Consider the following 11,811-nt stretch of genomic DNA (forward strand, 5'->3'; position numbering starts at 1 on the left):
ATGCGCGCTACGCCGGGAGCGTGCGGAGTCTATTCAACTTGGGGCGCACTTCTTTTGGCGACGGGAAGATTCGATCTCGGGAAGCGGGTGATCGCACACGCATTGCACATTGCGCGCACCGCGGATTTGTCGCCTCTCATGCTCGAGCTAGACACGATGTTCTCACTTTTCCTTTGTGCACTTGGCCACTACGAAGAGGCTCGATCTCGCATCTCAACTGCTATACGAAATCACGAGAACCACTCGCCTTTCGATATTCGCCTTAACGCCCGCCTGTCCCAATTGCAAATCGACCGAGCACTCGGTCTCTCGCTCGAGGACTTAGATGAACGCCTGAAGCCGATCCTCGACAAGGCACGCAAGAAGAAGATGGCCTGGCACACAACCTGGGCCTTGATTCTGCGTGGGGAGGCCCTTCTCGAGGCAGGTAGGAGCGATGAGGCCGAGCAGGCCCTCACGGAAGCCACCAAGATCGCGCAGAAAAATGCGGACAGGCCGCAGTTCTGGAAGGCGGGTTATTGGCTTGGCAGAGTGTTCGAACAGCGGCTGCAGTACGAGAGAGCGCTGCGGAGCTACCGAGTCGCCGCGCTCACGGTGAACGAGCTGGCGATGGACATTGACGACGACCGGTACCGGGAGCCGTTCCTTGCACAGCCGGAGGTGCGGGAGGTGCAAGCTCGGTTCGAGAGGCTGCGGGCGGAGGTGGGGAGGAAGGCGAGGCACGACATCGCCGCGATGAGCCGGAGCGAGAAGATCTCGCGTCGAATGTTGAACGCGCTGAATGCCATCGGGCAAAAGCTGACTTCCATCCTGGACCTCGACGATCTGCTCACCCATTTGCTCGACCTCTCCATTGAAAATGTCCGGGCCGAACGGGGAATGGTGTTCCTGCGGGATGAATCAACGGCAGAGATGCGGCTGGCCTGCGCAAGAAACATGGACAAAGAGAGCCTGGAGGAGGTGTCGTCGTTCAGCCGGTCGGTCATCAACCGGGTTGCGGAAGGGCACACGCTGCTCGAGGTGGACGTGGGAAAGGATCCCGAGCTATCAGCCTTCCAGAGTCTGGTGATTCACGAGATCAAATCGATTCTGTGCGTGCCGATGCGAACGCGGGGCAGGACGGTCGGGATCATATACCTGGACACGAGGCGGGCGGCGCAGATGTTCACAGACAAGGAGCGCACCTTCGTTGAATCGTTCGCGAGCCAAGCGGCGATCGCCATTGAGAACGCCCGGGTCTTCGGCGACATCAACGCGGAGAACGCTCGCCTCAAACGGGAGGCAGCGGGCAGGGGGCGATTCGAAAACCTGATCGGTACGAGCGCCGCAATGATGCGGCTGTCGGACACGATCGCCGGCGTCATGGGCAGTGACTGCAACGTCCTTGTCGCGGGGGAGAGCGGAACGGGCAAGGAGCTTGTGGCGAAGGCGATCCACTACAACGGGCCGCGCCAAAAGAGGAAATTCGTCGCCATCGATTGCGGCGCGCTGCCGGAGGGCCTCCTGGAGGCGGAACTGTTCGGATTCGCGCGGGGAGCGTTTACTGGGGCGGACAGGGACAAGGTTGGCCTCATTGAAGAGTCGCACGGAGGCACCCTCTTCCTGGACGAGATCACCAATACGACAGTCGCGCTTCAGGCAAAGTTGCTGCGCGTGCTTCAGGAACACGAGGTTCGTCGGTTGGGCGAGAACTCGCCACGACGCGTGGACGCCCGGATCATTGCCGCCACGAACGCAAACATCGCATCGCTGATCCGGGACGGGAAGTTCCGCTCAGACCTCTTCTATCGACTCAATGTCGTCACGATCGAGGTCCCGCCCTTGCGGGACCGTCGGGAGGACATCCCACTGCTGGTGGAGCACTTCGTGCGGCAGCTTTCGCCTGATGAGACATCGCGGAGACGCCTGGCGCCGGGAGTCGTCGAGGCGCTTGGCCGCTACGACTGGCCGGGCAATGTCCGGGAGCTTGAAAATGTCGTGGAGCGACTGCTGGTGTTGGCCCGGGGGCCCATCATCTCTCAGGATGCTCTTCCCGAGAACATCCGGGCGGCTGCCGGCTTGCGGGACCTGGCTGCGGTGGCCCGAAGCGCCGCCTTGGATGGCGGCAACAATGGCCGGAAGACTGGCGAGCAGATGCTGGTGGAAGACGCTCTCAGGCGATTCCGTGGTGACAAGGCGAAGGCCGCCCGCTTCATCGGCTGGAACCGTCAGAAGCTGTACCGGAAAATGAAAGGCTTCGGCATCCCCGCCGATTACGGGCGGACGGTGTGATACTGTGTGACACTCCTAGCGCCCGTTTTTCACAATAGGACGGAACCCGTACAGGCCGCGCACTGACACTGGTTGTCACTTCCCACCTCGCGCACTCCATCCCAAGGCAAATGAAGGCCCTGCCCTGCTTCCAGTCTGTCATCGGCGCCAGGTCGACTCCCTGGTATCGCGATTGCTTCTGAAAGCGCGACCCTCGGAGAGGGGAAGGAGAATCGTCGGAATGCCACTTGACACACGCAAGCGACTGGACCTTGAAGCCTGGCTGAACGACCTCAAGAGGCTGGGCGGACAGGCGAGGACGCTCAGCGAGAAGCACGAGTCCGTACAGAACCTCATGGCCCTTTCCGATCTTCAAATGCTCGAGGAGGCGACCAAACGAATCATCGTCTCGCTGAGCAAGAAGGCTCTTTATGGGCTGTCCCTGTCGCATGAACGGGATGTCGCCAGGCTGTCCGCAGGCCTTCGGCCGCGAGGCGGATTGGAGCCGGGAATCACTCTTCCCACTCGAGACAGTCAGACTCGCGGATACGGGAACCCTTCGGATCATGGCCCTATTTCGGCACAGGCACTTGTGGTTGGCCCGGAGCCCGGATCCAGTGCCGACGGATCCAATTCCGACGGCATCATCGGATTAACGGAGAGCATGCGACGCGTTCATCACCTCATCGCCAAGGCCGCAGCGTGCTCGCTTCCGGTGCTGATTCAGGGAGAAAGCGGTACCGGCAAGGAGCTGGTCGCCAGGGCCATCCACCAGAAATCGGGCCGCCAGGAGCGCCGGTTCTTCTCTGAGAACTGCTCGGCTCTTTCGGAAAGCCTCCTGGAATCGGAGCTTTTCGGCCACGTCCGCGGCGCATTCACGGGCGCGGATCGTGACCGCAAGGGAATTCTCGAGCTCGCACATGGCGGCACGCTGTTTCTGGACGAGATCGGCGACATGAGCATCCGCATGCAGAGCAAGCTGCTACGCGCGCTCCAAGAGCGCGAGTTTCGCCCCGTGGGAGGGAAGGAGACCATCCGAGTGGATGTGCGAGTCATTTCGGCCACGAACCGCGGATTGAGTGGACTGATCAAGGAAGGTGCGTTTCGAGTGGACCTGCTCTACCGCATCAACGTCATCACCATCGATCTGCCGCCTCTGCGAGATCGCAAGGCCGACATACCGGCGCTCGTCAGCCACTTTCTGGACCGTATTTCCGCCGAGTCCGGCTTTTCACGCAGGGAATTCTCCACCGGCGCTCTCGAGCTTCTCGGCGGATACGAATGGCCAGGCAACATCCGCGAGCTCGAGAATGTCGTGCAGCGCGCGGTCGCATTGAGCGAGTCCGAGCGGATTGATTCGGAGGAGCTGCCCGATCGCATCCGCCACCTGATGATCACTGAGGAAGCCCGCGATTACTCGGGCGCCGGCAAAGGTGGCGAGCAGCTCATGATCGAGAAAGCCCTGCACAATTTCGAGGGAGACAAAACGCACGCGGCGCGCTACATCGGGTGGTCACGTCCCAAGCTCTACCGGCGCATGCGCCATTACGCCATCCCGATCCAGTTCGGGCGCGCAGCGCCGAGGTCCGATCACTGAGCGCTCAATGCCCCCTCGGCAGTGGCAGCGTGACCTTGACCGCCGTGCCGCGGGCGCTCGAGTCGATCTCCAGCCGCCCCCCGAGCTGCTGCACGCGCTCGCGCATGCCGGCGATGCCGACGCCCATCAGCGCCGGGCTCATGGCGGGGTGCCCCTTGCGGGGGCGCAGGCCGCGCCCCTGGTCGCGGACGACCATGGTGACGGCGGACCGGCCGCGGGCGAAGCGGATGCGGGCGCGGGGGCTGCCGGAGTGGCGGTGGATGTTGGCCAGGCTCTCCTGGACGATGCGGAACAGGGTGGTCTCGATCTGCTCGGGCAGGCGGCCGGCCTGGGAGGCCTTGGGGATCGTCAGGTCGACGCGGATGCCGCTGCGGTTGGAGAACCCCTCGGCGTACCAGCGGACGGCCGACCACAGGTCGCCGTCCTCCAGCTCGGGGGGGTGAAGCAGGTAGGACAGGGTCCTTATCTCGCGGCAGGCCTGCTGGGCCAGGGCCTCGCTGTCCTTGAGGCGGTCCCTGGCCTTCGCGTCCAGCGTGGCGCCGGCCTTGCGGATGAGGCTGATGTTCATCCCCAGGGCGGCCAGGTTCTGGGCGGTGCTGTCGTGCAGCTCCCGGGCGATGCGGCGGCGCTCTTCGTTCTGGGACTGCAGGAGGCGCCCGGAGACGTCGCGCAGGGCCTCTTCGGTGCGTTTGCGCTGGGTGACGTCCTGCACGATGCTGTCGAGGTGCAGGATCGCCCCGGACGCGTCGCGGACGGCGCGCACGTTCATCAGCACCCAGATCGGCGTGCGGTCCTTGCGCCAGACCTGCACCTCGAGGCCCTGAATCTCGTTCGACTTGTCCAGGGCGCGCAGCACCACGGAGCGCACCTCCGGCTCGACGTACAGGTCCCTGCCGATGTCCTTGACGCCGGCGATCAGCGCTTCGGGGGACTCGTACCCCAGCATGCGCGCCAGCGCCGGATTCGCGGTCAGGACCTTCCCTGTGATGGAGCACTGCGCGATCCCTTCGATGGCGTTCTCGAAGATGCCCCGGTACTTGAGGCCGGCGAGGCGCAGCGCCTCGGTGGTCTCCTGCAGCTTCTGATACGCGATGGCGTTCTGCACCGCGACCGAGGCGGCGTGCGCGACGGCGGTCACCTTGACCCAGTCGGCCTTGTCGAACCCGGAGCCGTCCTTCTTGTTGTGGATCTCGATGAATCCGAGGGCCTCCCCGCGGGGATCGAGAAGCGGCGCGCAGATGGCGGAGCGCACTTTGAACCTCGCCTTCAGCTCGCGGTCGAAGAGCGGGTCCTGGCCGGCATCGTTGCTGATGCAGGGGGCCTTGTGGCCGACGGCCCATCCCGGCAGGCCGGACCCGGGGGCGAAGCAGTGGACGAAGTCGACCACCTCGGTGCCGGTGCAGTACTTCTCGCACTCCATGCCGCGCGGGGTCTTGAGTCCGGCGAACCCCCCCTCGGCGTCCACGAGCTTCAGCGTCTCCCGGACGAGCGACTCCATCAGGGCCCGGACGTCGAGCGTCGAGCTCAGCTCCCAGGTGATCGACAGGAGCGATTGCACCGCATCCTCGGTGCGCTTGCGATCGGTGACGTCGCGCTCGACACCGGCGAAGCGCACGATGGCGCCCGATGCGTCGCGGATCGGGAAGGACCGCACCCAGACCCAGCGGACGGAGCCGTCCGGCCTGACGATGCGGAACTCGTGGTCCCACTCGGGGCTCGATCCCTGGGGCTTCCACTGGCGCAGCGCCTTGAGCACCCGCTCCTTGTCGTCCGGGTGGACGACGTCGATCCACCCGCGCGGGCGCTTCTGGATCTCGCCCCGGTTGATGCCCCAGATCTTGTCGAACGCCGGGTTGATATAGATGATTTCGTTCGTCTTGGCGTCGCTCAGATAGAAGACGTCCTGGATCGCGTCCGCCATCTGGCGCATGCGTTCCTCGCTCTGGCGCAGCGCCTCCTCGGCCTTGTGGCGCTCGGTGGTGTTCCGCATGGCGCCGATCACGCGGACGACGCGCCCCCCATCGTCCCGCACGATGCAGGCGCGGTCGTTGACGTGGGCGTACGTGCCGTCCCTGAGCCTGAACCGATAATCCAGGATCATGAACTCCCGGCCCTGCTCGAACGCCTGCTTCATGCTCGTTTCGACACGGTCCCAGTCCTCGGGATGGACGCGCTCCTCCCACCAGGACACGTCGATGGTGCTCGACTCGAGGTCGTATCCGAACCCTCGCTTCACGCCCTCGTTCCACCACACCGACCCGGTCGGCAGGTCCCAGTCGTAGATGATGTCGCTGGTGGCTCGGGCGACCAGTTCGAAGCGTTTCTCGCTCTCGCGCAGCGCCCTCTCGGCCTGCGCTCTCTGCGTGACGTCCCGCACGATGACAAGGCGCGCCGGCCTGCCGAGCCAGTCGATGCGGCTCGCGGCGAACTCGATTTCGAGATGGCCGCCGTCCTTCTTGATGTGGCGCCAGGTCCCTTCGTACGCCTGGAGCGGACGGCGGCGCATGGCCGCAATCACCTTCGGGACGTCCTCCTGCGGACGGATGTCCAGGATGGTCATCGACAGGAACTCGTCGCGTGAGTAGCCGTACAGCTCGACCGCCGCGGCGTTCACCGCCAGGAACGCGAGGCTCTCCTCGTCGAAGACCCACATCGGGCAGGGGTTCTGTTCGAAGAACAGGCTTGCCCCCGGGTCGAGCATCGTGGGTGCGGGAGCCGGGAGTCGAGGCATTCAGTTGGCCGTCCGGAAGCGTTGGAAAGAAGCAGCGGACCCGATGCCAGATCTTGCGCCCGGATGCGGCCGGAAGTCAATGTTCTAGCCACCCCTCGCGGAGAATTCCCTGTACGCCCCTCCCCGGTGGGCCCGGTGACTTTGCCCGGGACCCCGGGGATGGCCGCACCACGGGGGATGTCGCGCCACGAATGCTTGACTTGGGCGAATCGGCTCGCGTACGATGAGACCCGACCGAAGCTGTTGACGGTCAAGCGGATAGTGCGCGGTGGGACCCTTCAGGTGGAGGCCGCGCATGGTTCCGGCCCGGTCGTCACCGGGCCGCCTTCCTGGGCGCCCCAGGCGCCACGAGTCGATCGTTGTCGTCGCGCATCGCCACCGGGCCGATCGGGGTTTCCGACTCGATCCGGGCACGAGTTCGCACCGACCCCTCGCTGCTCGAAGAAGGGCTGCGTCTCCTCGACCATGACGTCCAGGCCGGCGAAGCCGGGCCCATCGACGCGATCGCCGTCGATCGGGCCGGCAGCCTGGTGATTATCTCCATCACGCCGCCCGACATCGATCGCGCCATCGCGCGAATCCTCGATTTGAAGGCCTGGTCGACCGACCAGCGCGACCTGCTGGGCCGGCTGTACGCCGGCCACGGCGTGGCCATCGAACGCCCCATCCGCTTCCTGCTTCTGGCGCCCGCGCTCCCGCACGCGCTTCTGCGGCGCCTGGCGTTGATCCCGATCGAGGTCACGCTCCACCTGGCCCGTCCGGTCGCCTTCGAGGACGGCATGCGCATCGCCATCGAGCCCGCGGCGTCCATCCTGGGCCTGGACGCCGACGCGGCGCCGCACGCTCACGCCCGGCGGTCGGCGAACCCTGCGACGGCGACGCACGCCGCGCCCGCCCCGCACATGAGTCCCCCGGCAGACATCCAATCCGAGGCTCAGGCCGCGCCGGCCCCGCGCGCTCAGACGAAGCCCAACGGGCGGGAAGCCCCCGCCACCGACGCCACGCCCTTCTGGCCCGATGAGGTCCTCCCGCCGGAGGGCTCCGACGAAAAGACGGTGCCTATCCAGCCCGCGATGGAGCTGGATGCGGGGGAGCCGATCTGGCCGGCCTCTCCGGACGATCGTTTCCCCTGGGAGCTGCCGGGCGATCCCCTCCCGGATTCCGACGAGCCCGTGCCGCTGCCCGAGGCCCCGGAGGCCATCTTCGAGACCCTGACGGCCGAGGAGATGCAGGAGTTCGCCCGCTTCGACAAGCAGCGCCGGGAGCGCGACGGGAGGTCTTCCTGAAGGAGCATCGTTGACGCGTCGTCGCCTTGGACGGGGGCTGGGCGATCTGGGCGCCGCACCCTTCGTGTCCTCGCGCTTTGCGAAGCCGGAGCTCACGCTCGTTCAGGACTACGGAGTCGGCGGCCCGGCGGCGGGACGGCGTCCCGTCATCCTCTGCGTCACGAGCGGCAAAGGGGGCACGGGGAAGTCGGTCCTCACCAGCAATCTCGCCGTGCATCTCGCCGCGTCGGGGCTCAGGGTCGTGGCGGTCGACGCCGACATGGGGCTGGCGAACCTGCACCTGCTTCTGGGGGTGCAGCCGCAGCGCACGGTCATGGAGGTGATCGAGTCGGGCGCGACGCTCGACGAGGTCGCCGAGACGGGGCCTCTGGGCGTGCGCCTGGCCGCCGGCGGCTCGGGGCGGCCCGACATGGCCGACCTGCACCCCGCACGCCTGGCCCGGCTGGTCGCCGCCATGGACGCCGAGGGGGATCGCGCCGAGGTCGTGCTGGTCGACACCGGCGCCGGCATCGGCCGCGCGACGACCTCGTTTCTCTACGCGCTAGGGGAGATCGTCGTGGTCACCACTCCCGACCTCACGGCCATGACGGACGGCTATGCCGTCATCAAGAACGTGGCGCACAACAATCCGTCGGCGCGCATCTTCGTCGTCGTGAACCGGGCCAAGAGCGCGGTCGAGGGGCTCGAGGTCTTCGGCAAGATCGATCGGGTCAGCCAGCGCTTCCTGCGGCGGCCGCTGTTCTACCTGGGGCACGTCCTGAACGATGCGCGCGTGGGGGCCTCGGTCGCCTGCCGCATTCCGATCGTCCTGAACCAGCCGGCTGCGCCGGCCTCGGCCTGCTTCCGGGGCGTCGGCCGGAAGCTCCTGATCGAGATCGACCGGAAGCGCGGCGTCACGTCCGCGGGCGCCGGCACGCTCGCCGGCCCGGATCGCGCGGGCACGCTCGCCGGCGCGGACGGCGCGGTCGCCCCGCGCGCGACGTCACGACCGGCGGTCCCTCCGGAGCGAGGCCCCGAATGCGCGTGATCGCCATCGCCAACCAGAAGGGGGGCTGCGGCAAGACGACGACCGCCATCAACCTGGGCGCCTGCCTGGCGCGCCTCGGCCGGCGGACCCTCGTCGTCGATCTCGATCCGCAGGCCCATGCCTCGCTCGGGCTGAGCCGCGGCCGGCCCGATCTCGACGGCGCCACGGTCTACGACGCCCTCCTGGGGACCGGCAGCTTCAAGGACGTGGTCCGCCGCGTGTCGGAGAACCTCGACCTGGCCCCCTCGAACCCCCGCCTGATGCTGGCGGAGCAGCGCCTGCACCTCCTGCCGCACGGCGAGGAGACGCTCGATCGGGCGCTGGCCTCGGTGGACGACCTGTACGACTTCGTCCTGGTCGACTGCCCGCCGACCGGCGGCCTGCTCACCGCCAATGCCGTGCGCGCCGCGCACGAGACGATCATCACCGTCGACACCGGTTTCTTCGCCCTGTACGGCGTCAGCCAGCTCCTGCAGTTCATCGAAGGCTCGTCCGGCGGCAACGGGCGGGCGCGGAAGGTCCGCGCGCTCGCGACGCTTCACGATCAGAGAACGACGTTCGGCAAGGAGATCCTCAAGGACCTGAACGGCTACTTCGGCGAGGCGCTCTATGGCACCGTCATCCACGCCAACGTGAAGCTGAAGGAGGCCTCGAGCTTCGGCGTGCCGATCGTGGACTACGACCCGCACGCCCGCGGCTGCAAGGACTACATGGCCCTGGCGCAGGAGGTGGTGTCCGAATGCTGATGCCTGGGACACAGACGGAGGCGCGCGACTCATGAGCGGACGCGAGACCCGCGATCGGCAGGTGATGACTCTCCTCGTCCAGTTGTTCGGCCGCGACGTGATGGACCGCCTGGCGGGCGCCGGGTTCGACGCCCCCGCGGCCATGGCCCGGGCCGGCGCCGACCGGCTCGCGGCCGAAGCGGGCATCCCCATCGCCATCGCGCGGCGCGTCGCCATCGTCGTCGAGGAGGCCCCCGGACCGGCGACTGCAGCGCGCAAGGAGCCCGCGGCTCAACCGGGATCCGCGGCACGGACGGCGCCCGCTCCCGCCCCCCAGCCGCAACCCGCGGCGCCGATGGAGCCTTCCCCCCAGCCACGATCGGCGGCGCGAACGGAACCGGGCGTTCGGCCGGACTCCGCAGCGCGGTCGAAACCCGTGGAGCGGGATGAATCGGCGATGCTGATGGAGCCCGCCACCCCGTCCGAGTCCCCCACCGTCAAGCTGGAGCGCCGGCCCGCCAGGCCCGGCTCCCGCAAGCGCAGCGAGCCGCGTGTCGCGGTCGAGCCCATCACACCGCCGACTCCGGCCGTGCCAACTCCTGCGGTGCCGCCGCCGGCAGAGCCTGCCTCGCCGGCTGCGCCCGCTTCGTCGGTCGCGTCCCCTTCGTCGGCAGCGTCGACCGCACGCGGAAGCTATCTCGATGAAGGGGATCCGTTCGTGGACGACGTGGCGCTCGTCTCCTGGATGGGGCTGAGCTCGCATCAACCCGACGGGCGGGTCGCGTTCACGGTCTCCGATACGATCCTGGATCCCGCGGAAGATGATGGGAAAACACCGGCGGGACGGGAGGCGGCCGACGGCGCGGAGCCCGAGCGGCCCCGGCCCCCCCAAGCTGCCCCGGTCGTGCCGCCGGCGCGCCCATCCACGATCTCCGGGTCGTTCTGGACCTTTGGACGCCCTGCCGATCCGACACCTCCCCCCAGCAGCCGCAAGCCTGAATCGCAGCCCCCGGCCGCCACGCCGCGCAGGAGAAAGCACGATGGCCACTAGTCGCCAGCCACGTCACCCTTCGCCACCGCCCGCAGGCGATGTCGCCGGCGAGCGGAAGCGCATTCCTCTGCCGCCGCTACCCCACTTCCGAAGCGCCCAGGCGAAGCAGCCCGCCATTCCAGCGGACCCGGGCGGGATGCGCATCGCCCCACCCGTGGCGCCTCCCGCCGCGTCGCCTGTCAATCCGCGCGTCGCGACGCCGGCCGCGGCAGCGCCGGCGGGGGCCGTGTCCCATCTCGAGATGTCCGAGCTTCTGTCCCCCGGCCACGAAGGCGGGATCACCCCGGTCATCGAAGGCTTTGCCCCGCAACGCACCGGCGCAACCGGCGCGACCATCCTGAACAACCTGGTGGACGAGATCGAAAAGGGTCTCGAGAGGGACCTGGCCCGGATCCCGCTCGAGATCGCGCAGCAGCACTACCGCCGCGTTGTGCCGTGCCACTTCGGCCCGGGCGCGGCGCCCGAGAGGAGGGCACGCGAATGATCCGGTTCCAGCTCGACGATTTCACCCTTCTCGAGAAGGCCCCCACGTCGGCCGGCGCCCTGCGGACCAAGCTGGGCGAGATGCTGATCAGCTCGACGTCGGCGCGGGTGCAGATCGACTCGGTCAACCCGCAGACCGGCGAGTACCGCCTGGTCCTCCTGGGGACGCTCGATCTCGAGAAGACACCGTTCGACAGGATCTGAACGCACCACACGCCATCAGGGAGACCGCGTCATGCCGCGCTTCCGGTTGCAGGATCTTCCCAGCCTCGAGTCCTCGCCCACCTCGCCCGCGACCCTCGGGGCGAAGGTCGGCGACCTGATCGTCCATTCCGTCAGCGCCGCGGCGCAGGTCGAGATGCTCGACCGCGAGACCGGCGAGTACCGGGTCGTCCTGCACGGGACCCTGGACCTGGACAACATGGCGCCCAAGCGCTGATCGGGACGCCGCCGAGGTGAGAGTGCCCGACGAGCTGCTCCGCCCCTTCCGCGACAAGATCCGCAGCCGCGCGCTGACGTCCAGGTCGGCCGGCGAGCCCGCGGACGCGCCCGCCGAAGAGGTCCGTCCCGACACGATCCTGATCCGGGACGTCGCGGTCGGTCCCTTCCCCGAGGCCGCGCGCCTGCACGCCGGATTCACCCCGGGCGTCCCGCGCGTCCG

Annotated in this window: 11 protein-coding genes; 10 read left to right on the forward strand and 1 reads right to left on the reverse strand. The window is 67.6% G+C overall.

The window, feature by feature from the left end; genetic code table 11:
- Positions 1 to 2,271, forward strand: a 2,271-nt coding sequence (locus VGV60_18610) for a sigma-54-dependent Fis family transcriptional regulator (GenBank protein ID HEV8703289.1), incomplete at its 5' end; no start/stop codon positions are given.
- A 220-nt stretch (positions 2,272 to 2,491) separates the two neighbouring features.
- Positions 2,492 to 3,847 carry a sigma-54 dependent transcriptional regulator gene (locus tag VGV60_18615; protein HEV8703290.1) on the forward strand — a complete coding sequence of 452 codons (1,356 nt, stop codon included), beginning with the start codon at positions 2,492 to 2,494 and terminating at the stop codon, positions 3,845 to 3,847.
- A 4-nt stretch (positions 3,848 to 3,851) separates the two neighbouring features.
- Here VGV60_18615 and VGV60_18620 read toward each other — a convergent pair whose 3' ends face one another.
- Positions 3,852 to 6,578 (reverse strand): PAS domain S-box protein, encoded by a 2,727-nt coding sequence (locus VGV60_18620; GenBank protein ID HEV8703291.1) that lies wholly within the window; start codon positions 6,576 to 6,578, stop codon positions 3,852 to 3,854.
- A 359-nt stretch (positions 6,579 to 6,937) separates the two neighbouring features.
- Here VGV60_18620 and VGV60_18625 point away from each other — a divergent pair, with 359 nt between their 5' ends.
- From VGV60_18625 to VGV60_18660, 8 genes are all read left to right on the forward strand, one after another.
- Positions 6,938 to 7,864, forward strand: coding sequence for a hypothetical protein (locus VGV60_18625; protein HEV8703292.1), 927 nt, complete (start codon positions 6,938 to 6,940; stop codon positions 7,862 to 7,864).
- 10 nt (positions 7,865 to 7,874) lie between these two features.
- On the forward strand, positions 7,875 to 8,891 hold the full coding sequence (locus VGV60_18630) for a P-loop NTPase (GenBank protein HEV8703293.1): 1,017 nt from the start codon (positions 7,875 to 7,877) through the stop codon (positions 8,889 to 8,891).
- Positions 8,882 to 9,637, forward strand: coding sequence for a ParA family protein (locus VGV60_18635; protein HEV8703294.1), 756 nt, complete (start codon positions 8,882 to 8,884; stop codon positions 9,635 to 9,637). Before VGV60_18630 ends, VGV60_18635 begins: the two co-directional genes overlap by 10 nt.
- Before the next feature lie 31 nt (positions 9,638 to 9,668).
- Complete coding sequence (locus tag VGV60_18640) at positions 9,669 to 10,667, forward strand: hypothetical protein (protein HEV8703295.1); 999 nt, start codon at positions 9,669 to 9,671, stop codon at positions 10,665 to 10,667.
- A complete protein-coding gene (locus VGV60_18645; protein ID HEV8703296.1) occupies positions 10,657 to 11,151 on the forward strand; it encodes a hypothetical protein in 495 nt (164 codons plus the stop codon). Before VGV60_18640 ends, VGV60_18645 begins: the two co-directional genes overlap by 11 nt.
- Entirely contained in the window at positions 11,148 to 11,354 is a 207-nt protein-coding gene (locus VGV60_18650) for a hypothetical protein (protein ID HEV8703297.1), read from the forward strand. Before VGV60_18645 ends, VGV60_18650 begins: the two co-directional genes overlap by 4 nt.
- 31 nt (positions 11,355 to 11,385) lie before the next feature.
- Positions 11,386 to 11,589, forward strand: a complete 204-nt coding sequence (locus VGV60_18655; GenBank protein HEV8703298.1) for a hypothetical protein — start codon at positions 11,386 to 11,388, stop codon at positions 11,587 to 11,589.
- Between the two features lie 22 nt (positions 11,590 to 11,611).
- A partial coding sequence (locus tag VGV60_18660) for a hypothetical protein (GenBank protein ID HEV8703299.1) occupies positions 11,612 to 11,811 on the forward strand: 200 nt, incomplete at its 3' end.

It is taken from the genome of Candidatus Polarisedimenticolia bacterium (genome assembly GCA_036001465.1).
In the GTDB taxonomy this organism is placed as follows: domain Bacteria; phylum Acidobacteriota; class Polarisedimenticolia; order Gp22-AA2; family Gp22-AA2; genus Gp22-AA3.

What these genes read in the sequence shown, in the direction of transcription:
- VGV60_18615 (HEV8703290.1), top strand. Translation starts at nt 2,492, where the DNA reads ATGCCACTTGACACACGCAAGCGACTGGACCTTGAAGCCTGGCTGAAC.
- VGV60_18620 (HEV8703291.1), bottom strand. Translation starts at nt 6,578, where the DNA reads ATGCCTCGACTCCCGGCTCCCGCACCCACGATGCTCGACCCGGGGGCA.
- VGV60_18635 (HEV8703294.1), top strand. Translation starts at nt 8,882, where the DNA reads ATGCGCGTGATCGCCATCGCCAACCAGAAGGGGGGCTGCGGCAAGACG.
- VGV60_18640 (HEV8703295.1), top strand. Translation starts at nt 9,669, where the DNA reads ATGAGCGGACGCGAGACCCGCGATCGGCAGGTGATGACTCTCCTCGTC.
- VGV60_18645 (HEV8703296.1), top strand. Translation starts at nt 10,657, where the DNA reads ATGGCCACTAGTCGCCAGCCACGTCACCCTTCGCCACCGCCCGCAGGC.
- VGV60_18650 (HEV8703297.1), top strand. Translation starts at nt 11,148, where the DNA reads ATGATCCGGTTCCAGCTCGACGATTTCACCCTTCTCGAGAAGGCCCCC.
- VGV60_18655 (HEV8703298.1), top strand. Translation starts at nt 11,386, where the DNA reads ATGCCGCGCTTCCGGTTGCAGGATCTTCCCAGCCTCGAGTCCTCGCCC.